The sequence below is a fragment of the Bremerella sp. P1 genome (genome assembly GCF_028748185.1).
In the GTDB taxonomy this organism is placed as follows: domain Bacteria; phylum Planctomycetota; class Planctomycetia; order Pirellulales; family Pirellulaceae; genus Bremerella.
The window spans coordinates 1,387,820-1,414,752 of sequence record NZ_CP118164.1 but is presented as its reverse complement, the minus strand read 5'-3'; the positions used below and the strand labels follow the sequence as shown (position 1 = coordinate 1,414,752).

The 26,933-nt window shown below is 55.1% G+C and carries 23 protein-coding genes; 9 read left to right on the top strand and 14 right to left on the bottom strand.

Annotated features, from left to right (window positions below):
* The first annotated feature begins 60 nt into the window (after positions 1–60).
* Together PSR63_RS05955 and PSR63_RS05950 are read left to right on the top strand one after the other, a co-directional pair.
* Positions 61–1,470, top strand: a complete 1,410-nt coding sequence (locus tag PSR63_RS05955) for a YeiH family protein (protein ID WP_274331577.1) — start codon at positions 61–63, stop codon at positions 1,468–1,470.
* Positions 1,470–1,670, top strand: coding sequence for a hypothetical protein (locus PSR63_RS05950; RefSeq protein WP_274331575.1), 201 nt, complete (start codon positions 1,470–1,472; stop codon positions 1,668–1,670). The genes PSR63_RS05955 and PSR63_RS05950 overlap by 1 nt, the downstream gene beginning before the upstream one ends.
* A gap of 3 nt (positions 1,671–1,673) precedes the next feature.
* Here PSR63_RS05950 and PSR63_RS05945 read toward each other — a convergent pair whose 3' ends face one another.
* Together PSR63_RS05945 and deoC are read right to left on the bottom strand one after the other, a co-directional pair.
* Positions 1,674–2,687, bottom strand: a complete 1,014-nt coding sequence (locus tag PSR63_RS05945; protein ID WP_274331573.1) for a cytochrome-c peroxidase — start codon at positions 2,685–2,687, stop codon at positions 1,674–1,676.
* A 74-nt stretch (positions 2,688–2,761) separates the two neighbouring features.
* Complete coding sequence (gene deoC, locus PSR63_RS05940; protein ID WP_274331571.1) at positions 2,762–3,529, bottom strand: deoxyribose-phosphate aldolase; 768 nt, start codon at positions 3,527–3,529, stop codon at positions 2,762–2,764.
* Positions 3,530–3,693: 164 nt separating this feature from the next.
* Between deoC and PSR63_RS05935 the strand changes: the two genes are divergently transcribed.
* Complete coding sequence (locus PSR63_RS05935; RefSeq protein WP_274331570.1) at positions 3,694–4,116, top strand: DUF1801 domain-containing protein; 423 nt, start codon at positions 3,694–3,696, stop codon at positions 4,114–4,116.
* Between the two features lie 9 nt (positions 4,117–4,125).
* Here PSR63_RS05935 and PSR63_RS05930 read toward each other — a convergent pair whose 3' ends face one another.
* The 9 genes from PSR63_RS05930 to PSR63_RS05890 form a co-directional block, all read right to left on the bottom strand.
* Positions 4,126–6,072 (bottom strand): hypothetical protein, encoded by a 1,947-nt coding sequence (locus PSR63_RS05930; RefSeq protein WP_274331569.1) that lies wholly within the window; start codon positions 6,070–6,072, stop codon positions 4,126–4,128.
* 141 nt (positions 6,073–6,213) lie between these two features.
* Entirely contained in the window at positions 6,214–7,632 is a 1,419-nt protein-coding gene (locus PSR63_RS05925) for a YcjF family protein (protein ID WP_274331567.1), read from the bottom strand.
* Positions 7,616–9,178 carry a YcjF family protein gene (locus PSR63_RS05920; protein WP_274331565.1) on the bottom strand — a complete coding sequence of 521 codons (1,563 nt, stop codon included), beginning with the start codon at positions 9,176–9,178 and terminating at the stop codon, positions 7,616–7,618. The genes PSR63_RS05925 and PSR63_RS05920 overlap by 17 nt, the downstream gene beginning before the upstream one ends.
* A 241-nt stretch (positions 9,179–9,419) precedes the next feature.
* Complete coding sequence (locus PSR63_RS05915) at positions 9,420–9,917, bottom strand: hypothetical protein (protein WP_274331563.1); 498 nt, start codon at positions 9,915–9,917, stop codon at positions 9,420–9,422.
* A gap of 71 nt (positions 9,918–9,988) precedes the next feature.
* Entirely contained in the window at positions 9,989–11,290 is a 1,302-nt protein-coding gene (locus PSR63_RS05910; protein WP_274331560.1) for a DUF1501 domain-containing protein, read from the bottom strand.
* A 69-nt stretch (positions 11,291–11,359) separates the two neighbouring features.
* Entirely contained in the window at positions 11,360–14,113 is a 2,754-nt protein-coding gene (locus PSR63_RS05905; RefSeq protein ID WP_274331558.1) for a DUF1549 and DUF1553 domain-containing protein, read from the bottom strand.
* Positions 14,114–14,199: 86 nt separating this feature from the next.
* On the bottom strand, positions 14,200–14,847 hold the full coding sequence (locus PSR63_RS05900; protein WP_274331556.1) for a hypothetical protein: 648 nt from the start codon (positions 14,845–14,847) through the stop codon (positions 14,200–14,202).
* Between the two features lie 39 nt (positions 14,848–14,886).
* A complete protein-coding gene (locus tag PSR63_RS05895) occupies positions 14,887–15,471 on the bottom strand; it encodes a hypothetical protein (RefSeq protein ID WP_274331555.1) in 585 nt (194 codons plus the stop codon).
* A 20-nt stretch (positions 15,472–15,491) separates the two neighbouring features.
* On the bottom strand, positions 15,492–16,025 hold the full coding sequence (locus PSR63_RS05890; protein WP_274331554.1) for an RNA polymerase sigma factor: 534 nt from the start codon (positions 16,023–16,025) through the stop codon (positions 15,492–15,494).
* Between the two features lie 265 nt (positions 16,026–16,290).
* Between PSR63_RS05890 and PSR63_RS05885 the strand changes: the two genes are divergently transcribed.
* The 4 genes from PSR63_RS05885 to PSR63_RS05870 are packed head-to-tail and all read left to right on the top strand — an operon-like array spanning position 16,291 to position 21,376.
* Positions 16,291–18,165, top strand: a complete 1,875-nt coding sequence (locus tag PSR63_RS05885; RefSeq protein WP_274331552.1) for an ABC transporter permease subunit — start codon at positions 16,291–16,293, stop codon at positions 18,163–18,165.
* A 60-nt stretch (positions 18,166–18,225) separates the two neighbouring features.
* Positions 18,226–19,482, top strand: a complete 1,257-nt coding sequence (locus PSR63_RS05880; RefSeq protein ID WP_274331550.1) for a CNNM domain-containing protein — start codon at positions 18,226–18,228, stop codon at positions 19,480–19,482.
* Between the two features lie 4 nt (positions 19,483–19,486).
* Complete coding sequence (locus tag PSR63_RS05875; protein WP_274331548.1) at positions 19,487–20,464, top strand: CNNM domain-containing protein; 978 nt, start codon at positions 19,487–19,489, stop codon at positions 20,462–20,464.
* An 18-nt stretch (positions 20,465–20,482) separates the two neighbouring features.
* Positions 20,483–21,376, top strand: a complete 894-nt coding sequence (locus PSR63_RS05870; RefSeq protein ID WP_274331547.1) for an extracellular catalytic domain type 1 short-chain-length polyhydroxyalkanoate depolymerase — start codon at positions 20,483–20,485, stop codon at positions 21,374–21,376.
* Between the two features lie 56 nt (positions 21,377–21,432).
* Here the strand turns inward: PSR63_RS05870 and PSR63_RS05865 are convergent, their stop codons facing one another.
* Both PSR63_RS05865 and PSR63_RS05860 read right to left on the bottom strand, forming a co-directional pair.
* Positions 21,433–21,834, bottom strand: coding sequence for a hypothetical protein (locus tag PSR63_RS05865; protein ID WP_274331546.1), 402 nt, complete (start codon positions 21,832–21,834; stop codon positions 21,433–21,435).
* Positions 21,835–22,276: 442 nt separating this feature from the next.
* Positions 22,277–22,918: a hypothetical protein gene (locus tag PSR63_RS05860; RefSeq protein ID WP_274331545.1), complete on the bottom strand. Its 642-nt coding sequence runs from the start codon at positions 22,916–22,918 to the stop codon at positions 22,277–22,279.
* Between the two features lie 261 nt (positions 22,919–23,179).
* Between PSR63_RS05860 and PSR63_RS05855 the strand changes: the two genes are divergently transcribed.
* Positions 23,180–24,121: a hypothetical protein gene (locus PSR63_RS05855; RefSeq protein ID WP_274331544.1), complete on the top strand. Its 942-nt coding sequence runs from the start codon at positions 23,180–23,182 to the stop codon at positions 24,119–24,121.
* A gap of 118 nt (positions 24,122–24,239) precedes the next feature.
* Positions 24,240–24,956, top strand: a complete 717-nt coding sequence (locus PSR63_RS05850; RefSeq protein WP_274331543.1) for a hypothetical protein — start codon at positions 24,240–24,242, stop codon at positions 24,954–24,956.
* A 50-nt stretch (positions 24,957–25,006) separates the two neighbouring features.
* Here the strand turns inward: PSR63_RS05850 and PSR63_RS05845 are convergent, their stop codons facing one another.
* Complete coding sequence (locus PSR63_RS05845) at positions 25,007–26,608, bottom strand: Na/Pi cotransporter family protein (protein WP_274331541.1); 1,602 nt, start codon at positions 26,606–26,608, stop codon at positions 25,007–25,009.
* Between the last annotated feature and the right edge of the window lie 325 nt (positions 26,609–26,933).

Sequence of the window (26,933 nt, the reverse complement as noted above, 5' to 3'; positions counted from 1 at the left end):
TTTGGTTATATTTTCACAGCATAACTCGCCTGCCAACTCCCTTCCTCGCTCTATCATCTCATGAACGAAACCGACAGCGCACCCGCCCCATCGGCAGAGAATCGTCCTGGACTTTCGGAAGATGTCATTGCCATCTTGGCTGGCATGTTACTGTTGATCTTGTGCTTCGCCGCCACCTTAACCATGGGGAAGGAAACGGTCGAAGGGGACACGGTCACCGCGATCACCAACCCTTTGAAGGGCTACGTCAGCAAGCCTGGCGGTTGGGAATCGAATCCGGTCGATTCATTCACGGGTCCGGCGGATAAGCCCAAAGCGACTTGGCCAGGCACCCTCGGAGCACTCGTGATCCTGGGCGTATTCATGACGGCGCTTTCTCCCCTGATGCGCCCCAAGGCCAACCCTGTGGCATTTCTGGGTGGTTTCTTGATCCTGTTCTTCTTGGCGACCATTGCCTATATCTTGGCAGGCCAATCGGTCGTGAAGAGCTACAATCTCGAATACGCCCTTTGGGCGTTGGTGGTTGGTTTGATCATCGGCAATACGATCGGCAAGCAGGCCTTTGGCGCACTGGGCGAAGCGGCCATGCGGACCGAGCTATACATTAAGACCGGTCTGGTCATCCTGGGAGCGGAAGTTCTTTTCAGCCGTCTGATGGCCCTGGGCATGCCTGGCATCATGGTGGCCTGGGTCGTGACGCCGATCGTCCTGATCACTACGTTCTGGTTCGGCCAGAAGATCTTGAAGATGAAGTCCGCCTCGCTCAACATGACCATCTCGGCTGATATGTCGGTGTGTGGTGTCTCAGCGGCTATTGCGACGGCCGCGGCGTGCAAGGCGAAAAAAGAAGAACTCTCCGTGGCGATCGGTCTCTCGCTCTGCTTCACGGCAGTGATGATGGCGGTCATGCCCATGCTCATTACCTGGATGGGGCTCGATGAGGAACTCGGCGGTGCGTGGATCGGAGGGACGATCGACGCGACCGGGGCGGTGGCCGTTGCTGGTGGTTTGCTGGGGGATACCGCCCTGGAAGTTGCTGCCACGGTGAAGATGATTCAGAACATTCTGATTGGTGTGATTGCCTTTGGTGTCGCTGTCTACTGGACGACACGGTCCGATAGCGAAGAGGGTGAGAAGCCCAGTATTGGGGCTGGCGAAATCTGGAAGCGTTTCCCCAAGTTCGTCTTGGGTTTCATCGGTGCTTCGATCGTTGCCTCGCTCATTTATGCTTCCTCGAGCGAAGGCGAGATGCTGGTTTCCGGTACAACCGCTGTTACCAAAGGGCTTCGTGGCTGGCTGTTCTGCCTGGCCTTTATCTGCATTGGCATCGACCTGAATTTCCGTCAACTATCGTCTCAGTTCCATGGAGGCAAACCGTTGGTGCTGTACATTTGTGGTCAGACACTGAATGTCATTTTGACTTTGGCGATGGCATACCTCGCATTTAAAGTCATTCCTTGGGGTTCCTGATGAAGTCGGATCGCACATATCGCGGCTGGATGGCTCTTGCGATTACCGGATTGTTGATCGCTGGTATTTGGGGTGTCGTCTTGCCGGCGCTGGCCCAAACGGATGTCGTCCGCAAGCGAGAAGCTTTTCTCGAGGCGAATCGCATCAACCCGGCTGCGATGTTCTATACGGAACTCGAATGCCTGGACGCCGATAAGTAGCATCTACTTCGGCAGTCGAGGTTTCTCGATCTGAGGATAGACGTTGCTACGCAGTCCTTCGCGTAGAAATGTGACTAGGGCTTTCTTTTCTTCCGGCGTCAGTTTTAACGGCACGATATGCGGATCAAGATGCGGGTTCTTTCCGCCGCCTTCGTTATAGAAGTCGACGACCTCTTCCAGTGTTGTTTTGCTGCCATCGTGGAAATATGGGGCGGTTAACGCCAGGTCGCGGAGCAGGGGCGTGCGGAACTTGCCGCCGTCGGCCGCTTTCCCTGTTTGCCCGGCAAGCTCACGGTCTTGCTCCGTATCGTCGAGGCCGGTGCCGATGTTGTGAAGCTTATGGTCCGTATAGACCTTGGCGATATGGCAGTTGCCGCAGTTCGCTTTGCCGAAGAAGATTCCGCTACCGCGGCCGATTTCTCCTGCGAGAGCGTTGGCATGACCCCCGCGAAAGCGGTCGTACGCGGTTTCGCCAGCCACAAGCGTTCGTTGAAATGCTGCTAGGCACTTGGCGACATTCTGGGCGGTGACTCCATCGGCAAAGATGGCTTGAAACTGCGACCGATAGCCGTCGATCTGTCGAAGTCGATTTTCGAGTTCGCCCAGTTCGATGTCCATTTCCGCCGGATTAGTCAAAGGAACCAGGGCCTGCTCTTCCAGCGAAGCGGCGCGTCCGTCCCAGAAGAAGGTACGATGCAGACCCACATTGACAACGCTAGGGACGTTTCGCGTGGTGAGTTCACCGTGGGCTCCTGGGGAAAACTTGCGATCATCGGCCCAGCCTTTGTTCGGATCGTGACAACTGGCACAGCTAACGGTACCGTTGCCTGAGAGGCGTGCGTCAAAGAATAGCCGCTTGCCGAGTTCGACTTTGGCAGCCGACATGGGGTTGTCTTGTGGGACGATAATCCAGTCGATCCCGAGTGGCACATCGCTGAAATAAGTCTCCTGCGCGCAAAGCGATCCGTTCGCTTTAAACGTGAGCAGGAAGAGCGATAGCAGGGCCAGTCGAAGCATGGTCGCAGTAGAAGATCGAATGAGTCGGACGTGTCTTATGCATTCTACCAACCTGCCCAAGATCGAGGCGAGCTTTAGTATCCGCCGCCGCCCAGCTTTCCACTGCCGATGGATTCGTCTCGACCATAAGCATCAAGGATCTGCGCCGTAGCGCTGGTACCACAGCGAGATGCCCCAAGTTCCCGCACGCGAAGGAGGCCTTCCAGATCGCGTACGCCGCCAGACGCTTTGACTTGCACCGATTCGGAAACAGCCTCACGCATCAGCTTCAAATCATGCTCGGTTGCCCCTTGATAGTTGTAGCCTCCACCAGACTGCTTAACGAAGCCGAATCCGGTGGAGGTTTTCACCCAGTCCGCGCCAGCCGCTTCGCTGATCTGGCATAGCTTCGATTTCAATGCGTCTCCGTCCAGACCGCCCCCGCCACTGGCCAGGTAATCGTTCTCGATGATTACTTTGACCTTTGCGCCATGTTTATGGGCTTCGTTGCAGACGGCTTCGATGTCTTGCTGGACGTACTGCCAGTCACCGCTGATTGCCTTGCCTACGTTGATCACCATGTCGATCTCGGCGGCTCCGTCCTGGCAAGCCAGTTGGGTTTCCTGTCGTTTGATTTCGGTGAGGTTGCTGCCGTGAGGGAAGCCGATGACCGTTCCGACCAGCACGTCACTACCCTGAAGTAATTGGGCCGCGCGACGGACGTAGTAGGGTTTGATACACACCGACGCGACACCGTACTTTATCGCAGCCTGACAACCAGCTTCCATCTGCTCGTCCGTCATGGTCGGATGCAGCAGGGCATGGTCGATCATCTTGGCCAGTTCTTCGTAGCTTGGTCGCATGAGGGATTCTTCCTTGAGTTGCCGGGGTGACGCCATCTTTTCCATTGTAGTGCATTTGCCCTTGGGCTGATTGCATCGCAAGGTTTGCTTGTCGGATTTCGTCCATGGTATCTTAGGAAAAGAATCTCTCATCTGAATTCGCAATCGGTAGGGCATAGAAAGCGATGGCGGAAAACAAAACGCAACCGACCAAAGTCAGCGCAGCGAAGTATATCGACGCGTTGGAGGATCCTCAGCAGAAGAAAGACTGTAAGCAGTTGGTCAAGATGATGCGGGCCGCTACTGGCGAAAGAGCCGTTATGTGGGGACCTAGCATCGTCGGCTTTGGCACGCATCACTACAAGTACGAATCGGGTCGCGAAGGCGATATCATGATGGTTGGCTTTGCCCCCCGCAAAGGTCAGATCAGCTTATATCTGACATGCGATATTCAGCAAATGGCACCGCTTCTGGAGAAGCTGGGCAAGCATAAGACCGGGAAAGGGTGTCTTTACATCAAGCGACTCGCGGATGTCGATCAGGACGTACTTCAGCAGATGATCGAACGCGGGATTGAGGAAGCTGAGCAGAGTCATGCCGCGAAGTAGGCATCTTGCCTACTCGAACGTAGCGAGGCCTTCTTCGTCTACCGTGCATGTGAAAGACTCATCTCCGCAGCGAACGGAAAGTTTACCTTGTCCCCATTGGGCAGATAGGATCGAACTTTCATAGAGCGGCGTGTTTTTCAGTTCACGACGACTTCCGTTTCGCCAGACACCCAGGTCGAGCGGATCATCGTTCCAGTGGATGCCAAGCCACTTTCCATCGGTGGACTTATAGCGAACGATTCCATTTTTCAGTTCGCTCGTATCGACTTCCGCTTGTTGAACGGCCTTCTGGAATTGCTCGAAAGAGCGATGTGACTCGCGTTCTCCTACTTCGATCGCGAAGCCGCAAAAGGCTTCACCCTGACCACGGCAACTCAGGACTTGGTGATTTGCGAATCGTGACTTCTTGTCTTGTTCGATTTCTGAAGTCAGCTGCTGGTCGAGCTTCCATGACGTTGTCCCCAGTGGACGAATGGCGATCCACGTCTTAGTACACTCGAGAAAGGTGATCTCGCCATTCTGACGAACCTGAATGGACTTAGGGATCACCCAGATCCACGGAGATTTGCCATCCTGGGATAACCATATCGCCAGGTTCTCTTGCTGTGCCACGCGGTTCTGGGCACTGACGATGCCACTTTGGTACATGGGGGAGCCAACATACATTGGCTTGTCGGTTGGGCCGGCGTGCAGCGCCACGGCACCTTCGTCCTTGTCCCAAACCAGTATCTTGAATCCATTGACATCGCCCCCATCGGGCGACGTTCCCCCGGTTAGCGACCCCATTTGATAGCTGTGACCGATGTACTGCGTTTCCGAGTATTCCGGCTGTGCATCGAATTGGTGTCCGGTGGTCGCGGAGTAGGGTGGTTTGCCGGCGAAGACTTCGACCGGCTTCTCGAATTCTTTGCGGGCTAATTTTACGACGGCAAGTGGCGGACGATAGCGGCTGGTGATTTGGTGGATCTCATCCGATTCCCAGTGGTCGGCTTTACCCGAGGGATGATCACCGAACCAAACCCAAAGCGAATTGGCCGCGCTGCCACCAAACGGCTGGGCGTGGTTGTAATCTCGTTTCGTGGGGCCGTTGAATCCACCGCGCCAATACTTAAGTGCCCCTGCTGCCGCGAAGAAATCGAGACAGGCCTTGGCAGCACTTTTGACTTCCTTGTCCTTGGCAAAGTCATACAGATTCAGCAGCGGTGCAACGGAATGGCCATGGTAGTTCTCCGAGTCCCATTCCCCGATTCCAACACGATAGAGGGTTTTCGCGTAGTTTAAAATCTCTTGCTTATACTTGGCCGTTGTGTCACGGTTGCCGGTTTCCTCGGCCATCAAGTAAACACTAGTGACACGCATGAGATAAAGATTCTCGGTACTCCGGATGTCGACCCAGCTATTGCGTGCGTCCGGTCCCCATCCCTGTTTGCCTTGTTCGTAGGCGTAATGAGGCCGCCGCATTGGATCTTGAGCCGTCCACTTCTTGCCCCCTTCGTACATTTGCTTTTTGTAGGCGGGGTCCATCAAATCGCCGAAGTAGAAGTACTTCCGCATTTGATGCTTCAGGGTGAAACAGGCATAGAAGTCGATCCCCTCTGTCTCTTTGTGCCACTCTTGATGTTGATGGTCGCGTTCCTGGAGCTTCTCCATTGCCGCCTCGGATTTGCCTGCCAGGGCATGAGCCATCAGGTAGCCATAGGTCCGCTTTTCGTTCTCGAAAAACGTGTTTCCTCGCGGCATGCCATCGGACGTTTGAGCTTCCAGGATTGATCGGGCACGAGCTTGGAACTCGGCTTCTAGCTCTGCCGGCCATGGGTTGATCAGATCATCGGGAACCGGCTTGCCGTGATAAGTCGGCTGATTCCCATCGACGGTTACCATTTGCGATAGCGTCCATTCAGCGGATTGTGCCGACGCGGTGAATAAGGACGCGATGCAAACGGGCAACCAAAGCATGGAGCGATTCATAGCATGACCTGCGAGGCGAGAAGAAGCGAAGAGGAGGTGCGGAAAACGCGGAAGGATTCGACCAATTAGTCTATCGAAACACTCCGCGAATTGCGAGGAAAATGAACGCACGCATCCCACGAAGAATGACTAAGTCCCGCTGCCCGAGTGCCGGTTCAAGTGTAGCTTCTTCTGGATCTCTGCCTTCAGGTCCTGTACCACGGACTTCTTGTCGGTCTCTTCCAGGATTCGCTTCACGACGGTCTTGGGGCCTTCGTCACCCCAGCTGGCACCGTGCTCGAAGTAGTACTTGGCCGCTTTGCCGACGATGTAACTTCCGTAGCCGGCGGCGCCTCCCTGAGGGACAGCCGTGAGAACAGTGCCCCAGCCGAGTGTGAGCGTCTTCACGACCGAACTCAATGCGTGGGTACCAAGCTCCGCGGTAATGGTCCAGCCGGCTGCCTGAAGGATACTCGAGGCCAGCTTCTCGATATTTGACCAGGTCATCTCGATGCCATAAATATGGGCCAAGGCCCTTAGCATGGCGATATCGACGGCGCTACCTCCCAGCACGTCAAAAACCGGGGCCGGGTTCACCGCCACCGCGGTTGCTTTCACGACGGCGAAGCTCCAGATTGTCTGGTTTGCACGGTGCTCGCGAATCTTCACTTTCAGCGATGCGACTCGGTCAGACTTGTCGGCCGCGTACATGGCCGCATTCAGGGCTAATAATCCGAGCCCGTCTTCTTCCAGAACTTCCAGCAGTCGCAACTTCAGATCTTCGACCTTCGGCGGCGGCGTTCGCCACTCGCTGCGTTCGGTACCGTCGGCCTGTTGGATGATGTACTCGACTTCCTTCGGCGCTGCGGCGGTCTCGACGATGCTTTCCGGGGGAATGATACCAGCAAGACGCTCATTGAGAATCACCTCAAGACGTTCTCGTTCTTTGGGTGAATACTGATCGATCTTATTCAGAACGACGATGATCGGCTTGTTCACGTTGGCCAGGGACATGAGAGCCGAATACTCGGTCTCGTTCATGTCGGAGTCAATCACGAACAAGATTACGTCGGCTTGGCGAGCGGTGTCTTGGGCCATTTCTCCACGATCGGCACCGCCCACTTCGTTGATGCCAGGCGTGTCGATCAAAACGACTTCGCTATCCGCGAGGCCAGGAATCCGGTAACCGGCGCCTTCCCAGGCAACATGCCAGACCTCTTTGGTCCATCCCCCTTGGATATCAACCTGGGTGACCGCCTTGCCGACCAAGGCATTGATCAAAGCTGACTTGCCGGTGCTGATTTCACCGAAGACGACGATCTCGACGCGGCCACTGGTCAGTTTCGCCTCCATGTTCTGGAGCTGACCGAGGTCTTGCCGCAAGAGTTCCTTCTCTTTATCGCTACATCCGCGGAAGCGGTCGAGCGTATGCCGTACCGACTGCAACGCTTCGATGTATCGACGATCGTCCGCAGATACCGCTTCCTCGGAAGGAGGGGCCGTGGCGAAGCCTGCATCGGTCGTTGGCGGCTGATCGGGGGTTAGGTTGTCGTTACTTTCGTTCGACATAACGTTGTCGGGCTTCCTGAACCAGTTTACGCAGGTATGCGGAATCGGTGACCTTGTCCCACTCGCGACGGGCCAGACCAGCCAGACCGCCCTCAGGCTCTTGCATACCGTGTTTGAAGTAGACCATGAAGATGTTACCAATCCAACGGGTGACCAGGGCCATGACGATACCGTTGAGTAGCATGCCCGACACGGTTCCCACGCCGGGAACGGTTTTGATCATCGATCCAATTGCCATCGCCACAACCGGGGCCGCCATCTGCACGCCCAGGTAGCCAATGAATTGTTTGCTTAGCTGACCCAGCAGGCTGACGGCGACATCCAGGTCGACATCTTGGCGATAGATCTTGGCCAGGTCCATTACCATCTTGGTGGAAATAGCAACACCGGCTGCCAGTTCGACCATAGGCACAGGCAACGGATTGGTGAATGCCCCAGCTCCGCCAGAGGCCCACATGTATCGGTTGACCAGTTGGTTGGCCTGGCGGTCGATCGAGTCCTCGACCTCTTTACGGGCTTTCTCGACCAGTCCGCGAGACTGTACCAGAAGGTTGGCCAGCAGCAAGTCCGTGCCATCCTTCTTAATGACTTGCATCATCCGCCGGGCAAGTGGTTCGATGCTTAGTGGGACGTCCACTTCTTCTTCCACTTCGCTGCCGTCAGGCAACACGCGAATTCGTTTTCGTTTCGTGGAGCGGCTGCGAACCGAAAGGATATCGTCGGCCTGTACGATCTCTTTGGTTTGCTGAGTGATTTGTTGGAGGAGTTTGGCTTTATCAGCGTCGGTAAACCAGTCTTCCTTGTTCAGGCAGATGATTACCCGCTTGTCCATCTTGGCCAGAAGTTCCAGCAGTTGGAACTCGCTATGACGTAGCGGGCCGTCGACCACGAGTAAGACGATATCAGCATCTTGAGCCGAGTGCGTCGCGATTTCCTGGTGTACGCTTCCGTCGACTTCTCCGAGCCCCGGTGTATCGATGAGCTGCACCTTGTTGTTGCCTGGCCATTCGACTTGATTGCGACGAACGGTGGTTCCGCCGACCACATCCGTGCTGAACGCATCGCGACCTGCCAAGGCATTCAAAAGAGAGGACTTCCCGCTACTGATTGTGCCGAAGGCGATAATCTCAAGGTTTCCCCCTTCCAGCTTCTCTTCGATCCGGTCGATCATTGGGTCGACGGTATCGCGGAAGTCGCCGTCGGCCATTTCATCGCGGAGGTCAGAGATGCTCTCCAGGTTTTCTTTGAGCTCGGCGCGGCGCTGGTCTGGCGTCAGTTCGTTGGGATTGCGGTTCCGCATTTCGCGGCGACGCTCTTTACGGATCTTGGCAATCACCAGCGTCCAGAGGCCCCAACCGGCAAGTCCCAGAAGCAGGGCGGCTCCCAATCCGACGATCGAGAAGTAGATCCATTTGCCAACCGGCCCGAGGTCGTTTCCTTCGCGGATGATGTCCGCAATCCAGCCCGGCACGTAGATCATGGCCAGTCCCAAAAGGACGAGCAGCACGATCAGGCCAAGACCCTGGTTTTTCCACGGCTGGGGCATGGGGATTCGGCTTAATAAGTGGCGAAAGAAACTCATGGGATAGTTTAGGTTACGCGGCAGAGAGAATCATCGCCAACCGGGGGATCATCCGGCAAGCTCGGTTTGGGGTTGATTTTGCGGGTTGTAGGGGAATTTTACGGTCAAGAAACGAAAAAACGGACCGAAACACGTCCGGTCCGCTTCGCGAAGGAGCCTGCCGACGACGACACTTGGACGCCGTCGGCTTGCTTAGGCGGGAAGCTTATTCGGCTTCTTTCTTCTTTTTCTTATTCGCACCTGGCTTCTTCTTATTGAGGCCAAGCTTTTCTTTTTGCTCATCGGTCAGGACGCTGGCCAGCTTTTCACGGATCTTACCGTTCAACGCGGCAACCGCCTTTTGAGCTTCCTTTTGCTCGTCCGTCAGAGGAGCTTTCGCGCTGACGTACTCTTGCAGCTCTTTACCCTTGAGGCCTTTTTCTTTGGCTTCCTTCATGGCGGCCATGCGAGCTTGGCGGTCTTCCTTGGTTAAACCGACAGCTTTGGTCAGTTCGGCCAACTTGGCGCCGAGTTCCTTTTGGATGGCGGCGACCTTTTCTTTTTGCTCGGCACTCAGATCAAGCTTGTTAACTTGAGCAAAGATTCCGCGCTGCGGTGCCTTGGCTTGTTTCTTCTTCGGCTTGGCATCATCCGCGCCCAAGGCGGTACCAACCGACAAAACTGCCACGAGGGCAAACATCAACAGGGTGTGACAACGGGACATACTACAGGGACTCCGAAATGGAAAGGGGGAAAAGATACGAAGTGTGAAACGCGAAAGTGTCTCGGCTTCTCTTACGAGAAGAGTTGGCGGATAACCTGCCCGTCACGCACGATGGTGATCGGTCGGCCGGTATTCGTGTGGTATTCCTTGGTGTGGTCGATGCCGAGGTTGTAGAAGAACGAGGCCGCTGCATCGTCCGGCTTGAACCCGATGCCATCCTTCGGCAAGGTGGCCTTCTCATCGCTTTCGCCGATGACCTGACCGCCGCGAACGCCGCCGCCAGCCATCAGCATCGTCATGCAACGAGGGTAGTGATCGCGACCACCGCGGCCATTGATCTTCGGCGTACGACCGAATTCACCGGTCACAAACACGCCGGTCGAATCCAGCAGGCCTTTGGTGTGCAGTCCGTTGAAGAGTGATGCCAGGCCGTTATCCAGCTTGGGAAGCAGGTTATCCTTCAAGCGAGCAAAGTTGTCTTGATGCGTGTCCCAGCCACCATTGGTGATGGTCACGAAACGGACGCCACTTTCGATCAAGCGAATCGCCAGCAAGCAGCTCATGCTGAACTCGTCTTGTTCGAAGTTCTTGGCGAACGAAGGGTTTTCCTTCGAGACGTCGAACGCATCACGGGCTCGCTTGGAAGTAATGATCGCATGAGCCTGGTGGCTGAAGCGATCCAAGCCATCGAGCAGCTGGTCGTCCGATTCAAAACCGGCAAACGTTTGGTCCAGCTGGGCCAGCAACTTGTGGCGACGCTCAACGGTGTCGATAGTCAGCCCGCCGGCCAGGCTTATCCCGCGCACCGAATAAGCCTGACCAGGGCGAGGCGTGCTGTTGGTCGCCAACGGGGCGTACTTAACGCCCAGGTAGCCGGCCGACTGCTGGCTACGCGGGATGGCGACAAATGGTGGAAGATCTTCCGGCGTTTCCAATTCCTTGCTCACGATCGAGCCGTAAGCGGGATATTGCAGCGAAGCAATCGGACGCGTGCCGGTGTTGACGTATTCGGTACCCAATTGGTGGGCCGCCAGGGTATGCGAGACACCACGCATGACGACATACTTATCGGCCTGCTGGGCGAGCTTGGGGAGGTGTTCGCTCAGCTCGATACCTGGAACGTTCGTCTTGATCGGCTTGAACTCGCCGCGGTACTCGCTGGGAGCTTCCGGCTTGGGATCGAACGTATCAATGTGCGTCGGTCCGCCGTTCAAGTTCACGAAGATCCCGGCCTTGGCCTGGCCGCCACCAGAAACTTCTCCTGCTTCGGCCAGGGATAGGTAGGAAGCCAAATTCAGACCAATGCCGCCCATGACGCCAACTTTTAGAAAGTCGCGGCGGCGTACTCCGTCACATGTTTGATTGGTGGGCATACGGGTGATCCTAAGAATGGAGTTTGCTGTTGGAAGTGTTCGGTTATCAGTGGGACTGTTCAGATTCTTTTAGTGATTGACGATGAACTCTTTCGTGTTCAAAAGTGCCCACATCAGGTCGTGCAGACCATCGACGGGCTGTTCGGCGCTTCGCATGTGCTCCAAGGAAATGGTCATTTCCTTTTCGCTTGGCTCACGGCTAAGCGTCCGGAGATAGGCCTCGGTCACCATGTCGGCAGGTGAATCGAACGCGATCGGATCGGCCTCTTCTTCCTTTTCTTGAGCTTTTGCTCTTTCTAGTTGGGCTCGCAAGGTATCTAAACGTTTCTTGCCAGCAGCCAGTTTCTGGCGGATCTCTTTTGCCCGCTTCTGGTCTCCCTTGGCAGCCAAACGTTCGGCATATTCTCGAGCGTTGCCCATTTGCTCGTACAAGCGTTTGATCTGCGCTTGAATTCTGCCGACTTCGGTCGACTTCTTATCGATTGCAGGTTTCATCGACTTTTGAACCTGACCAATCCAGCTGTTGCCGCTGGCCATCGAGGCATGCAGGCTAAAGTCGTTTTGCAGGAAGACGGTTTGCAGGAGCGTTGCTTCCATGCTGCGATCGCAGTCACAGTTGCTGGCCCGTTCGCTACGTCCGAAGATCTGCAGCGGGTAGGAAGCATTCCCTTGAATACGCGTGCCGGGGATCGAAATGGCACGGTCTTCAATGTTGGTCAGGTAGGTTTCCATCGAGTCGTCCCCGGCGGTGGCCTGCTGAATGATGTCGTAGGCGACTTCGGCTGGCAGACGGCGCGGAACAGATCGGCTGAAATTTCGTGTGTCGAGACGATTGGTTTCGTTGGGAACCCACGAGAGCTGATATGTACGGCTCAGGGCGATTTCGCGATGAACCCACTTCAGGTCGTAGTTGTTCTCGACAAAACCTTTGGCCAGATAATCCAGCAGAGGTTCGTTGCTCGGAGGATTACCCAGGCTCAAGTCGTCGGTCGGATGGACGATACCCACGCTGAAGTAGGTCGCCCAGATACGATTGACAATGGCCCGAGCGAAGTAAGGATTGTCCTTCTGGCGAAGCCATTCCATCACAGGCTCACGTACGTCTTCGTAGTCGCGAAGGTCGATCGCCTCTTCGCCCAAAACGCGTGCTTCCGGCGAACGCGACGGCAAGCCTTTGCGATTCTTGTTGGTTTTGGAATTGCGGCTGATGTTGCTTACCGGCATGACAACGAGTTCTGGGAAAGGAACGGTCTTGCCGTTGCGTAGTTCCTTCGCGAATTCACGTCGCTGCTGGTTGCCACGAAGACTCTTGTCGATATCGAGTTTTTCCAGAATCTGTTCGTACTGAGCAAAGCCATCTCGGTCGAAACGAGGAGGCTGAGTGGCAAAGCGAGCACCGGTGAAGAAGGTCTTGAACTCGTCGAAGTCATTTTTCGACCAGACGTCGAACGGGTGCTTATGGCACTGGGCACATTGAATTCGCACGCCCATGAAGGCATACGCAAAGGCGATGGCCCGTTCTTCCGGCTGACGGAATTCTCGGCGAGCCCAGTAGTGCGTCATCGATTCGCGGTCGGCAAAGCTGCCTCCATCGCGATACATATCGCTCATTTCTTCGCAGTACTCACGGTAGCTTTCACCTTCCAGGCGACTACGTGCGAGAATGATACCGCCGGCGATTTGGTCGTACGGAACGTTCTTCTCAACGCGGTCGTAGATCCAGTCGTACCATTCCTGGGCCGGACCGACTCGCATGGGTGATACGTTGACGAGTTGCTGATCGTTGTTGCCGGTGATGTCGCACAGCAAAGTGGTCATCTTGGCGACGTAGGCAGGCGTATCCAGCAACTGATCAATCTTCTTTTCGCGCTTGTTGGGGTCCTTGTCGGCCACGAACTCGCGGATCTCGCTTGGCGAGGGGAGCGTCCCGGCGATGTCGAGGCTCACGCGGCGGAGGAACTGTTCGTCGGATGACAATTCAGAGGGAACAATACCCAGTTTTTTCAGTTTCTGAACGACCAGCTGGTCAATCGTGGTGGGGGTAGGAACGGTTGGGTATTTGTCACCGATCAACTTGCTGACCGGACGTAGAACAGGAATCGCAACAACGGCTTTGTCGTAGGCTACCACGACATGCGTGTCGCCAGCTTCTCGGCTGGTCACGATTCCGTCGCCGTTGATCTCAGCGACCTGGTCGTCGTTGGTTGTAAAGCGGCATAGCGGGGTGACGTCTTCCTTGGTGCCATCAGCCCAGTGGGCCACGACGCGAAGTGGTTCTGTTTGGTCCTTATCGCCAAAGACGATTTCTTCCGGCGTGACTTCCAACTTGTTGAGAATGGCGACGTTCGACGAGTCGAATTGCGCACCACCCTTGATCCAGTTATGCAGGACGCGGTGTTCCCAGCTATTCAGTTCGTAACGTTTACCACCCTCGTGCATGTCTTCATCCGTCGGCTTGTAGATGAGCATGCTTTCGTCCGGTGAGTCGGTATCGACCCGGGCATTGTCTCCCTCGGTAATTGCGGCATGGTCCGCTTTGAAGTCGTAGCCGAACAACGAGAGGATGAACCCACCGCGTCCTTGGAACGAACCGTGGCAGCTGCGGCCATTGCAGCCCAAGCGGCCCATCAAGGGCGAGACGTGCTTTTGGAAGTCAGGCGTTTCTTCGACGTCTTCAGGCGTAAACCGCTCGATGAGCGTCGGCATGACTTCACCGGAAGTCTTGCTGTCAGCGAGCGATTCCGCGGAAAGCGGGGCCACGGTCGCCAAAGCGATTGCCGGTACGAATAACGAGAGACATAAACGAGCGAAAGTGGCGTTCATGAAATTGCTATCCTTCGCGTAGTGATGGGATGTCATGAGCTGTGGTTTGGTTTATTTGCTTTGAGGTGCGACTGGCACCCAACGATTTACTGGGTATTAGATCGATTCTTCGGCGTCAGCTGACGCAGTTGCCGCTCGATCATTTGCGGGCCGTCTCGTTCCAAGCGTTCGAGGTTCTGCTCTAAACGTTGGACACGTTCTCGAGCCCGTACGAGTTCTTCTTCATTGACGCGCTTTTGTGTTTCAAATTTCCGTAAAAGTGCTGCTCGGAATTCCTGGCGAAGGTCTTCGTTGCCAGGGTTCAATTGCAGTCGAGCCGCCAGCAAGGTAGCACTGCTGTTTGCCTTCCATAAATCGAGTTGCACTTCGTAGAAACGAGGAGCACGCGACTCGAGGGGGCTTAGTCGTTCGCTCACGCGGTACAGTTCCCGAACAGCCTTGGCGTATTCCTTTTGATCCATACCCCGAAGCTGTCGGAGAAGTTTCTCGAGTTCTGGGTGATGTTTCTTCGCGAAGGCCAGTGCGACTTCTTCACGGCGTTTGCGTTCCTCGAGCGAGATTCGCTGATCGCTGACGGGGGCCTGAGCGACTTGTCGACGACCATTATCCGGCTTAACTGCCGAGACGGGCGTCGTTCGGTCTTGTGCGACGGCCGTCCCTGGCCAAGACAGCGAGATAGACGCTGCCAGGCAAGCGGTGAGGAGGATGCAGAGCGTTCGCCAGGCAATATTCATAACGTACGAAACGGGAAGGTAGTCTTCTGGGAAGAGTGGTTAGAGAGCCGGTGACTCGGATTCGGTTTCCTGCTGGGCAGCCAAAGCTTTGAGCATCCAACTCGGAGGATTCTCTGGGGTGCTAACCAACAACTGATCAAAGAACTCGTCTTCGTCCTCGGGCAGTTCGGCCCACTGCTCGGCCATAACATCGTTGTTGACTTCGTTACGTTCGACCCAGACAGCGGCAAGTTGGGTGTCTTCTTCGTTGGCAGTGCGTTCCGCCATTTGCGATCCTCCGCCTGACCAAACAACCAGGGCAAGGCTACTCGCAATAAGCAAAAGCAGGCCAGCAGCTAACGACAGCAAAACGCGAAGCGAAAACCCGTTTCCAGGAGCATCATCGCTGGGTGAGGCGACCTCAACGAGCTCCTTGGAAACGGTTTGAGGCACATTCGCCTGGTAGCTTGCCTGAGCGATCAGAACGGCTTCCGACAATAGTTCTCGGAGCGATTGATCGACGGCCAAGTCCGCTTCAAACCCTTCGGCCTCTTCCACGGACATTTCGTCCAGGAGATACCGCACCGCTTCCAGGAAGCGGTCGTCGTCTGCGGAGTGTTCGTTCTGTTCGATGCTACGATTCATATCTGCTGAGTGAGTTGAGGTTAGCGTTCACGCTCGATCCAAGCTAACTTGCCGCGCAGCTTGCTCATCGCGTTCCGCATTCGCCCGAGTGCCGTGCCCAACGGAATGTCGAGCTCTTGTGCGATTTCGGCGAACGTTTTGTCTTCGTAAATTCGCATTCGCAGGACCTGCTTGAGTTCCGGCGAAAGCTCTTCGATGGCCTGGCGAACCGAATCGACCGTTTCCTGGGCGACCAGGGGATCGGTCAGCAGACCATCATTATTTCGGTGTGAATCTTCTTGGAGGTTTTCCAACACCCTCTTTTGCGTTGCACTTCGCCGGCGTTGGGCGAGGGCTTCGCGATAGGCGACCTGGAAAAGCCAAGCCTTGCGACTCTCGACTTGCGTTTCGTGACCGACTTCGACCAGCTTACGAAAGGTAGTCTGGATGATGTCTTGGACCAGGCTTGCTTCCCCGACAACACCCCACAGGAACCTGCGCAGCTCTTCCGCATGGAGTGCATGCAAATCGGCTATCTCGGCTTCGCTAAGCCGCTGGGGTACAGGTGAAGTCAACGCCTTGATGTCCAATCACGCCACGGTCGCCAAGTGGCATCTAAGAGTAAGAGAGATGAGGTGTGCGGATTATTGTCTCATTTCCGAAAAATAATCCCCTAAGATTAGCCAGACGAAATCGAGGCTGGTACCTTTTCCGATTCGCCCAAATTACGAAGATTCGCTTAAATTGAACCGGCGGAACAAGCGAAGGGTTTCGTTTTACCTGCCCGTGTTATAATGATTCGTTTCCCCAATATCACGTAACCTGTTTGGGAGTCTGGACTTGTTTATCGGTCCGGTTTTTACCCGTGAAGCGGCCGTAACGCCGCGTCGCAGTAAGTTTTACGTCTACCGCGCGGTCTACGTGGCGGCGTTATTCCTATTGATGTGCACCGCATGGTTGGTTCTTGCCGGAACACAAGTGATTGCCAGCGTTGGAGATATGGCACGCTTCGGAGCAAGCATTTTCCATATTCTGGCTCCGATCCAGCTTTGCCTGGTGATCTTCTTCGCTGCGTTTAGTGCAGCAGGGGCGGTGGCCCAGGAAAAGGACCGCAAGACACTGATTCTGCTACTGATGACCCGGCTCAACAATTCGGAGTTGGTTCTCGGCAAGATGCTGGCCAGCCTGATTAACGTTTTCGCGCTGATCATGGCTGCGGCTCCCGTGTTCTGTGCACTCTTTCTTTTTGGTGGGGTCTCGGCGGGCCAGGTATTCCGCGTTTTGCTGGTGACCTTCATCACCGCGCTCGCTGCCGGAAGCATCGGAAGCACGATCGCCCTGTGGCGAGAAAAGACATTCCAGACGCTCGCACTGACCGCCATGTTAGTGACAGTACTGCTCGGGTTTAGTGTTGTTGTTTCCCAGCGGGTGTTGTTTGACCGTCTGCTGGGAATTTCGGCCGCCGATTGGGCAACTGCCATCAACCCGATCTGGGCTGTGATGGAGGCCGCCAATCCGTTTCCAGCAGCCGAAGGAAACCTGGCATCGATTGGAGGCGTCATTGGCCTGCATGTTCTGATCATGTCGTTCGGGATTGTGATCATGAACGGCATCGCGATCGCCTTGGTCCGTGTCTGGAACCCATCTCGGGAGGCCCGACGCGGCAAGGAGATGGAAGCGAAGCAACTCGAAGAGAGCATCTGGGGCGCTGAGCACGATATGGCCAAGTTGGACGAGGCCGCCGACCAGAACGCCGCCAACGAACAACGCCGTTCCGGCCATGTCGACGCCCGAACCACCGAGGTCAAGATCGATCACCGCCAGGTTTGGGAGAACCCAATTCTGTGGCGAGAAACGCAGACGTGGGCCTATGGCCGTAAGGTGTTGATCATCAAGTTTGTCTACCTGGCTCTAGCGTTGGCTGCGACGTACATGCTCTATAGCATGGTTGCCGCTGGTACCGCCGTTTACCGTGGCGACCAACTTGGCACGACGATTCCGCCGATTGCCTGGGGGATCGTTCCGCTCTACCTGATCAGCTTGGTGATCGTGAACGCGTTGGCCGTAACTTCCGTGACGAATGAGCGCGACGGTCAGGCCCTCGATTTATTGCTGGTGACCGACCTGACGCCTAAAGAATTTACCTTCGGGAAGCTGTGGGGCGTGATGTGGGTCACGCGTGAAATGATCCTGGCACCTCTGGCGGTCACGGCATATCTCTGGATTGCCGGGGCCATGCAACTGGATAGCTTTATCTTTGTAAGTGCTGGCCTGGTAGTGATGTATTTCTTTGTCACGATGCTTGGGCTGCATTGCGGAATGACGTACGCCAACAGCCGGACGGCGATTGGTGTGAGCCTGGGGACGGTCTTCTTTTTGTTTCTCGGCGTGATAACGTGTATCCTGCTGATGATTAGTTTTACCGAGTCCTTCCACTTTCAGTTGTTCCCCTTCCTGGGCTTTGTCGCTGGGGGCGGTTTGGGCTTGTACGTGGCCATCGGTCATCGAAATCCTTCCCCTGCGATCCTTACCGCGACGCTGCTGCTACCCGGCATCTCGTTTTTTGCGATCGTTAGTTTTCTGCTGGGTAAAGGATTTGAGGTGGCTTTGGCGACAGCACTTGCTTACGGTTTCACGACCATTGCGATGCTGATTCCAGCCATCAGTCAGTTCGACATCGAGGTCGGTCGTCGTTCTGGTAACGACGAGGACTAGTCTCGCTTCGATATTTAAGCGTAGATTCGCAACAACGATTTATCGGAAAGGAGCGGCGGGTTGGACGTCATTGTGGCCATTGCACCCTGGTTGGTAGCAATGCTGCTGTTGGTCGCCTGCTCTGGGATGTTTTCCGCATCGGAAGCGGCCTTCTTCTATTTGAAGTTGGAAGATCGCAAACGCTTCCGCAAGGGAACGACGGCTCAGCGTGCCGCAGCCTCTCTGTTAAGCGATCCGGACCGACTACTTTCGGCCATCCTCTTTTGGAACCTGATGGTCAATGTGGCCTACTTCGCGGTCGCTTCGATCGTGGGGCTGCGTCTGCAAAATACGGTTGGAGCGACCTATGCCACCGTGTTTTCCACGCTCTCGCTGCTGGTGATCATCTTCTTCAGCGAAATGCTCCCTAAGAGTCTGGCGGTGCTGCGTGCTCCGACGTTGGCTGCGTTCCTGGCTGTGCCGATCGCCTTTGCGGTCCGCGTTATCGATCCAATTCGCCCGGTGATGCGTGGCGTAAGCACGCTTTCGCAGCGTTTGATCTGGCCGCGTTTTGAAGCGGAACCTTATATGCAGGTTTCCGATCTGGAACGCGCGATCCAGATGTCGATGCAAAGCAGCACGGTGCTTGAGCAGGAAGAGATGGCCCTGCGAGGAATCGTCGGCTTGTCCGATTCGCTGGCTCAGGAAATGATGCGGCCGCGAATGCGTTTCAAGATGTTTCATCCGCCTGTATCGCTGAAAGACCTTGATGCCGAGCTGACGCCCAGTGGGTATCTGCTTATTTCCGACGAGCAAGGAGACGACGTCGTCAGCGCGATTAACTTGGTTGATGCAACGGAGCTGCCGCAGGACAACCTGGAGGATTACGCCCAGGAAGTGTTGGTCTTCCCCTGGTGTGCCAAGGCCTCGGAAGTATTCCAGCAAATGATGTCCACCGAGAACGAAGTGGCCGCGGTGGTCAATGAGCTAGGCGAAACGATTGGCGTGATCACACTGCGGGACATGATGGAAACCATCTTCTCGTACACGCATGGCCGCAGCGAGCGTATCCTTCAACGAAAGACATTTGAAGAGCAGGAAGATGGTGCCTACCTGGTCTCCGGCATGACCAGCGTGCGCCGCCTGGCGAAGCACTTTGAGCTGGAACTGCCAGACACACGGCACGCTACGATCAACGGTATTTTGCAGGAAGAACTGGAACGCATTCCAGAAGTTGAAGATGTCGTCGAGTGGGGGCCGTTCCATTTTGAGGTCGTGGAACAGCACTCCGAAGGGCATATCCTGGTTCGATTGACCATGCGTCAGGAGGAAGAATGACGCCATGGGTACGATCCTTCTCTTATTCATTCTCGGTGTATTTCTCAGCGCGTTCTTTAGTGGCTCGGAAACAGGCTTCTATCGCGTGACACGTGTTCGCCTAGTCTTGGATGGCTTGGGTGGAGACTGGCTGTCACGCTTCTTGCTGTTTCTGACGAATCACCCGGCACTGTTTGTGGCGACCACGCTGATTGGCAACAACGTCGCCAACTACATGGTCTCGCTGTCGATCGTACTTTTTACCCAGGCAACCTTCCCTGGAAGCTCGACCGCCGAAATGGCCCTGCCGCTGTTGATCGCGCCATTCTTGTTCGTTTACGGCGAACTGCTGCCCAAGTACTTTTTTTATCGGGCGCCCAACTTTTTACTGCGTCGAACGAGCTGGCTCTTCTTTGTCTTCACCGTGCTGTTTGCTCCCTGTTCGGCCCTTTTGTGGGTCTTAGGCAGAGCCCTGCAAACCTTGCTGGGTGAATCCCCGGAAACGGTTCGCTTGGCGTTGGCTCGGACGGAGCTCGAAGACTTCCTGGAAGAAGGAGGAGAGTTTGGCATTTTGAACAAGGCTCAGCGGCGAGTTGCTCAAGGCGTGTTTGGGGTGGCTAATCGACGGGTGACATCCATTTCTACACCCCTTTCGCGAGTATGGACCGCCAAAATCGGTTCCAAGGTGAACAGCCTCATTCGTGTGGCCAAGCGAAAGCAGATCTCGGTCATTCCGATCGTTGAAACACAAGGCAAGCGAACGGTTCCGATTGGATACGTGCGTATCTGCGACCTCTATATGGGAACTGGCGAAGAGATCGAGAATTATCACCCGCTTCCTGAAGTCAAAGCGAGCGATAGTTGTATCTCGGCCATCACCCAGTTGCATAGCACGGGCGAATTGATGGCCAAGGTAGTTAGCCGTAGCGGCGTACCGATCGGCATCGTCACGATGCAACAATTGCAGCGAGCCGTTCTCGACGCCAAGAAACAGCCTGCTTAGTTTTTCCTGGAAGACACCATGACGACTACGCCGATCAAGGAACTTACCCCCGGACGTCACCGACTGACGATTGATGTCGATGATCGCGAACGTGAGTTCTGGGTGTACATTCCCACCCAGGCCACACGGCCGGAAGAAGGCTGGCCCCTGGTATTCGTCTTCCATGGCGGCTTGTCGAATGCCCCGACGATGGTGCGTTTCTGCGAAATGAATGACTACGCCGATACGGCCGGGTTCGTAACCGTTTTTCCCAATGGAACCGGTCGTCTGCCCACGATGAAAACCTGGAACGCAGGTATGTGTTGTGGGTACGCCAAGCGTGAAGATGTCAACGACGTCCACTTTGTCGAGCAGCTTCTGAGCGACTTGCCGCAACGATTATCGGTCGACCCAACGCGGATCTACGCGACTGGGATGTCCAATGGCGGGATGATGTCGTACCTGTTGGGCGATAAATTGGCTGATCGTTTCGCCGCGATTGCTCCGGTCGGCGGAACGATGGGCAATCCGACGTGTAGCCCGAGTCGACCGGTCCCGCTCTTGCATATTCATGGGACGGATGACCAGTTCGTCCGGTGGGAAGGAGGGGTTGGCTCGCGGAGCAAGTCGAAGCTCAATTTCCATTCCGTTGACCATGCAATGCAAAACTGGATCGCCGCTAACCACGCACAGCCAAACCCGACAGTCGAGTCACTTCCAAGTGAAGTGAACGATGGGACATCGATTGAGCGGTTCACTTATGCGGCCCAGGACGCCGGTTCGGCAGAAGTGATTCTTCTGAAGATTCACGGCGGTGGTCATACTTGGCCAGGAAAAGAGAGCCGCCTGGAATTGCTCGGAGCGACGACCCACAATCTTGATGCGAACCAGGTAATCTGGGAATTCTTCCAGCAGCATCATTTGTCGACCTAAAGGAGCTTCGCCCTCCTTGGCGAAAGAGCCTCTTGGTTTCGTCGAGAGTGACGAGCTTAGCTGCCGGATAACGCTTTCTCAGCCGCGGCTTTGGCGGCTTCATTCTTTTTGCGACGAAGTTCTTCCTCGGCAATCAGTTCTTTAAGTCGCGATTGTTGGGCATCGGTGAGGACGGCTTTTACTTCGTCTTCCATCGCGGACTCGAGCTTAGCGATCTCGATTTCCAGCTTCTTGATCTGATCCTGGTAGCCGTGCTGGATCTTGTAGATTGCCTTCTTCTGATCTTCCGTAACGATATCGTTCCAGTGGGCTGGCAACCGGCCGCGGATTTCCTTCTTGGGTTCTGAGGGAGCAGCTGCCTGTTCCGCTTCCTGAGCGGAAAGCGTCGAGATAGCAGGAATGGCGACCAGGAGAGCCAGAAGACCGAACGTTGTCAGCAGAGTGGATTTGAGATTCACTTAGAAAGCCCCTTGAGGAATTGCTACAGAAAGCCTTCCTGGCAAATATGGGGGTACTCCATCACCAGATCGAGTTGATTCTAGTCTTCCGTCAGGGGGGTATCAAGTAATTTCTTAGAGGGCCAGTGCGAGCGCATGAAAAAAGGCCAAAAGTAGTCGTTCCGTCGTCTACTTTGGCCTTTTGATCTCACGGGGCCGCGTCCTGCGTCCCGTCCTCCCGGTGTTCGATCAGTATTAGATATCGTCCTGTTGTTTCCCTGTTCTGGATGGAAAATCTAGTATTTTCGTGCTAGCAGGCAGGGCTTTTTCGTGGACTTATCACGGCTAGCAAAAATATGCGGGCAGAATCCCATCCAGGATCTGCCCGCAAGACGCTTTGGCTCAGCTGCAAACCACACTCCCCAGGTAGCTTGGTCGAGCCGGTCGCGTTGGTTCGTGTCGCTTAGTTCAGCGGCAGCAAGGCTTGCAGCGAAGGCATCAGCCGTGCTTCTTTTGCTTCTGGCTGGGCTGGGGTAGGTTCGATAGCCGGAGCGATTTCCGGAACGCTGTGCTGCATCTCTTGTTCGAGGTTAATGATCTCGGTAGCACCGCCGCACGAGTCGCAACCGGTCGATCCACAGCCGCACTGGCCATAGCTACGGCACTTGTTCCAGAAACCACGCACGTGCATGCCCAGGCAGCTGGTGCAGGCACTTCCGCAGCCCTTGACTGGCATGCCGTGGTTGCAGCCACACATGGGGTAGTCGCCGCAGCAAGGCATCGTCGTTTGAACTCCGCAACCACACGATGGCTTGGCAAACCAGTGGTAACGGGTATGCAGTTTCGGGCGGCAACCATGTCCGCAGCGATCTGCACAGTAATTGCTCCACAGATCAGCACAGCAACCCATGGAAGGGTGATGGCAGACGTAACCGCCGTGGCCACAGCTGTTGCAGCCGGCAGCACCACAAGCAGCTACGTATTCGCTGCTGGCGTGAGCGTGAGTGGTTGGGTAGCTGACCGTCATGGCATCCCAGAGGCCTGCCGACGCGACTTGAGCTGCCGAAAGAACGACAAAGCACGAAAGGGTAGCAATACGAATCATTTCTCAGTTCCTTACGGTTTGGGGAGTTTAGCGAGGGAGTAATTGTTGCACTGTCGAAACATGCCACGCATTTCGCGTTGTGCAAACGCAACATCGAAAAATTTTGCCTCACTGTTGGGGTCTGCCTGGCCGTCTTACCGGACGTAGCCGGAATAACCGTCACAGGGTGAACTCTTTGCCGCTGAAGCTCAATCTGCCCGATCGATTCGTTAGAATGAGACGCTTACGTCTACGTTGGAACACCCCTGAGGACTTCACGCTTTGTTTCTCTTGGCACAGCAGAATATGGATCCTGGCTGGCTCTCGGCCCTGGCGTGCCTATTGATGGGCATCGTAGGGGTGGTGCTGCTGTGGCGAGGACGCTCTGCGCTGACGGGGACGACGCTCATACTGCCATGGGCTTGGTCACTGCTCGCCTGGATCGCACTCTGCGGTAGCGAGGTAGCCATCGGCGTAATGCATTGGTACGAAGTGTCTGCATCAGACGATCAGATTCGCTATCTGGCCGCGATGACGCTTTTCTGCCCGCAGCTTTCTCAGGTGGGTGCCAAGCGTCCTCAGTGGAAGGTTTGGCAAGGTGTTGTTGCGGTCTTTCTGCTGATGCTATGGTTTCCCGTCTTTCAGGTTTGGGCCTTTAGCAGCATTGGGCAGGTCGACCCAGGCTGGATTTGGGGAACGTTTCTCGCCGCGCTCATACTTGCTGGTTTCATAAACAACTTCCCCACACGATTTAGTCCAACGGCGTTATGCCTGGCCGTTGCACAGATCAATATGACCTACACCTACCTTCCCATGACAACATCGGAAGTCACGGTGAAGGGATCGCTTCTGGCGATCGCTCTGGGCTTGATTGGGATCGGCTCAGCAATCCAAGGTGGCTTCGGACGGCCCGAGAATCTACGTCCCGAGGATCGAGCGTGGATTGACTTTCGCGATAGCTTCGGCGCGTTCTGGGCTGCCCGAGTCATGCTCCGTGTGAATGACTCGGCAGCGCGGTATGAGTGGGGACTTTGGCTGAATTGGAATGGTTTCCACCAGGTGGAAATTGTCGGCTCGCATGCTGACTTCCGTGACGGCGTCCGCGAGGCACTGGTAACGTGCCTGAGGAAACTGCTCTATGATTTCGTCGACGATGCCTGGCTTGACGAGCGACTGCCTCAAGCAAACAAGCGGAAGAAGGGTTTGGAGGATTTGGACGTCTAGATTTGATACAACGACGTGACAGTCAGGCAGCTTGTTTTCACGAGACCAAAACCAAATAGCAATGTGGTTCGTCTCCCTGGAAAGCTCTATTCGTTTTACTTCGGCTCGGAGAATGTCCATGACTAGCGTAGTAATTGCGTTTTGCCTATTGCCCCTAATGGCTCCCGAAGTCCTTTCTCAGCAATCTGCAAGCGTCGCGACACAAGGGCCGCGCCGAGGCATCACTTCCGAAGTGAAGCCAGACACGAAGAAGCAAAAGACGAAGCCATCCAAACATGCCGATCGCATTCTGAATATCAACTTTGGGATGGCCCCGGTCGATTCCCGGCCACGTGGTGCCATCGGAGGGCCAGGCGATCAGTGGACTTTGGTCGACGTCAGGGAAACGACGAAATCAGGACTGCCCATGGCCGATGGTACGCCCACGGATGTCGTCTTGCAGCTTTCTGAGAACGATGGCGAATGGGGGATTCCTGGCACGTTTGATGTTTATCATGCCTATCTTTACCACAACTGCCGCTGTGTCGATTTGTCGGTCAAGCTGACCTATCTGCCGGCAGGGATTTACGAGGCCTATGTTTTCGCTCATGGAGATGCACCGGATCAGAATGCTTTGATTGAGATCGAATCCGCCGGGACAACGTATACCGGTCAAAAGACACTAAACGATGGCTCGCATCGATACCGCAGCCGCGATTACGAACAAGGCAATCAGTACGTGAAGTACACGATCGAAGTGAAGGATGGCTCGCCCGTGGTCATCACCAGCAAACGCGACGGAAGTTCGCTTTCGATGTTTAATGCCATTCAACTGAAGCGGCTGCGAGTTAAGTAACGGGTTGTTGGCCGGCCAGCGAAGTGATCGTGAACTCTTCGTGTTGAAAGTCACGAGAGCTCCGGTACCTCTTCACGTTCGTGCGGGCTGTCAGCCAGGTGATTAACGATACGCCATAGGTGATAGCCTTGGCGTCGGATCCAGCGGGCCGAGTCGGTCCGCTGTAAAGCTGTTTCTGAAGAGAGTTCTCCGGCGGCAGTGTGTTGTAGGATCTCGATACGATACCCACGCATCTCTGCTTTCAACTCCTGATTTATTTGTTGAGCAGCTGAACTGGCTTCCGTTGAATAAGGAAGCTCGGTGAGCATGATCTGGTCAACCATGGTGGCAAGCAAGTTCGCCATGGTTTCGAGAGACGGGTCATCTTGAATCCGCGAGATCCGTTGTGATTCTTCCATTCGATGACGAATGCGGTAGAGATGATCGAGAACATGAATTGTTCGAGCCAACTGGCCCAGCGAAAGGGACTGGTCACGCTGAAAGCGAAGCTGGTCCATAAAATCTCGCGTTTTCGACAACGCATCGTCAACCTTCGCGAGCATGCTGACGTTCGGAGACGACTTTGGCTTGTCTAGTAGCCGATATAGTTCGCCCAATAATGTTTGTAGCACGTCGTTCACAGTTGCTTGAACAGCTTGTAACGCCAAATCTGGTGTGGCAAGCAAGCTGGGGTCGAGCCGTTTCACAAGTGGGTTTCCCCGTTCCGGGATCAGCCACTCGAGCAAGACGACGAACCACTTCGTCAGTGGCAGGAACAGGATCACGCCCAGTACGTTGAAAAACGTATGAAAGCTAACCAACGCCAATTCAGGATCGGAAGTCGCAAAGTCAGGCCAAACTTGCTGCAAAACCCAGAAATAGGGCGTCAGTAAGAAAAAGGCCACTAGCCCCGCGATTACATTGAAAATGACATGGGCAAACCCCGTTCGACGTGCTTGAACGTTACCCCCGATCGTCGCCACGACGGCAGTTACCGTGGTTCCGATATTCATCCCAATCACCATGGCTGCGGCCTGATACAACGTCATGGCATCGGCGTGGACAGCCGCCAGGGCTGTGGCAACACCGGCGCTGGATGACTGCGTGATTACGGTGATGACGATTCCAATAAGAACGAGCAGTATTCGTCCCCATGTCGAATCAGCGGGAAAGCTGTCTGGGGTAACGATTCCTTGAAACCCAGTCATGCCTTCCTGCAGGGCCGAAATTCCAATAAAGATCAACCCGAACCCAGCCAGGGAAGTCCCGACGCAGCGCAGTTTCCCTTGAGTGAACAGCCGGATCAGTGCTCCCACAAACACAAGCGGCAGAATGATGTCGCCGATCTTCCACTTGAAACCGATCAGGGCCACCATCCAGCCGGTGATGGTCGTACCGATATTCGCGCCGAAGATGATCCCCAGCGACTGAGCAAACGTCAGCAATCCCACATGTACGAGCCCGACTGCCGCCACGGTCGTCGCGCTAGAGGATTGAATCAAAGCGGTCGTTAACGCCCCGGTGAAGACGCCTGAAACGGGGCTGTTCGTCGAACGAGCAAGGATCTTTCGCAGGCGATCATCGGCAAGCGACTTTAGCCCATCAGTCATGATCGACATGCCGAGCAAAAAGATTCCTAGGCCACCAACAACTTGTAAGATTTCAGATCCCATCCATCTATTTTCGTCTGAGCCGCACTCCGTTGCGAGAGGTTTTCGTCCGTTACGATGCAGTGAGATGATCTCGCACTACGAATTCCATGGTATTTGTTGTCAGGAAAATTAAGCCGCAGTCGTAGTCAGCCACAGGAGAACCATAAGTTGACTGCTTCGTAAGGGATAGGATGGGAAGCAAGAATCAGGTTCGAGACGTGACGCCAAAAATGGGTCAAAACATTTTCTCTCCCAAACTCCCTGGCACTTCGGTTGCCAAGATGCCAATTCGCATCGATACTTGAAGGTGGAAATACCGTGAATCCATCTTCGTTCTCGGTAAGTA

What these genes read in the sequence shown, in the direction of transcription:
- PSR63_RS05955 (WP_274331577.1), top strand. Translation starts at nt 61, where the DNA reads ATGAACGAAACCGACAGCGCACCCGCCCCATCGGCAGAGAATCGTCCT.
- PSR63_RS05950 (WP_274331575.1), top strand. Translation starts at nt 1,470, where the DNA reads ATGAAGTCGGATCGCACATATCGCGGCTGGATGGCTCTTGCGATTACC.
- PSR63_RS05945 (WP_274331573.1), bottom strand. Translation starts at nt 2,687, where the DNA reads ATGCTTCGACTGGCCCTGCTATCGCTCTTCCTGCTCACGTTTAAAGCG.
- deoC (WP_274331571.1), bottom strand. Translation starts at nt 3,529, where the DNA reads ATGCGACCAAGCTACGAAGAACTGGCCAAGATGATCGACCATGCCCTG.
- PSR63_RS05935 (WP_274331570.1), top strand. Translation starts at nt 3,694, where the DNA reads ATGGCGGAAAACAAAACGCAACCGACCAAAGTCAGCGCAGCGAAGTAT.
- PSR63_RS05930 (WP_274331569.1), bottom strand. Translation starts at nt 6,072, where the DNA reads ATGCTTTGGTTGCCCGTTTGCATCGCGTCCTTATTCACCGCGTCGGCA.
- PSR63_RS05925 (WP_274331567.1), bottom strand. Translation starts at nt 7,632, where the DNA reads ATGTCGAACGAAAGTAACGACAACCTAACCCCCGATCAGCCGCCAACG.
- PSR63_RS05920 (WP_274331565.1), bottom strand. Translation starts at nt 9,178, where the DNA reads ATGCCCCAGCCGTGGAAAAACCAGGGTCTTGGCCTGATCGTGCTGCTC.
- PSR63_RS05915 (WP_274331563.1), bottom strand. Translation starts at nt 9,917, where the DNA reads ATGTCCCGTTGTCACACCCTGTTGATGTTTGCCCTCGTGGCAGTTTTG.
- PSR63_RS05910 (WP_274331560.1), bottom strand. Translation starts at nt 11,290, where the DNA reads ATGCCCACCAATCAAACATGTGACGGAGTACGCCGCCGCGACTTTCTA.
- PSR63_RS05905 (WP_274331558.1), bottom strand. Translation starts at nt 14,113, where the DNA reads ATGAACGCCACTTTCGCTCGTTTATGTCTCTCGTTATTCGTACCGGCA.
- PSR63_RS05900 (WP_274331556.1), bottom strand. Translation starts at nt 14,847, where the DNA reads ATGAATATTGCCTGGCGAACGCTCTGCATCCTCCTCACCGCTTGCCTG.
- PSR63_RS05895 (WP_274331555.1), bottom strand. Translation starts at nt 15,471, where the DNA reads ATGAATCGTAGCATCGAACAGAACGAACACTCCGCAGACGACGACCGC.
- PSR63_RS05875 (WP_274331548.1), top strand. Translation starts at nt 19,487, where the DNA reads ATGGGTACGATCCTTCTCTTATTCATTCTCGGTGTATTTCTCAGCGCG.
- PSR63_RS05870 (WP_274331547.1), top strand. Translation starts at nt 20,483, where the DNA reads ATGACGACTACGCCGATCAAGGAACTTACCCCCGGACGTCACCGACTG.
- PSR63_RS05860 (WP_274331545.1), bottom strand. Translation starts at nt 22,918, where the DNA reads ATGATTCGTATTGCTACCCTTTCGTGCTTTGTCGTTCTTTCGGCAGCT.
- PSR63_RS05850 (WP_274331543.1), top strand. Translation starts at nt 24,240, where the DNA reads ATGACTAGCGTAGTAATTGCGTTTTGCCTATTGCCCCTAATGGCTCCC.
- PSR63_RS05845 (WP_274331541.1), bottom strand. Translation starts at nt 26,608, where the DNA reads ATGGGATCTGAAATCTTACAAGTTGTTGGTGGCCTAGGAATCTTTTTG.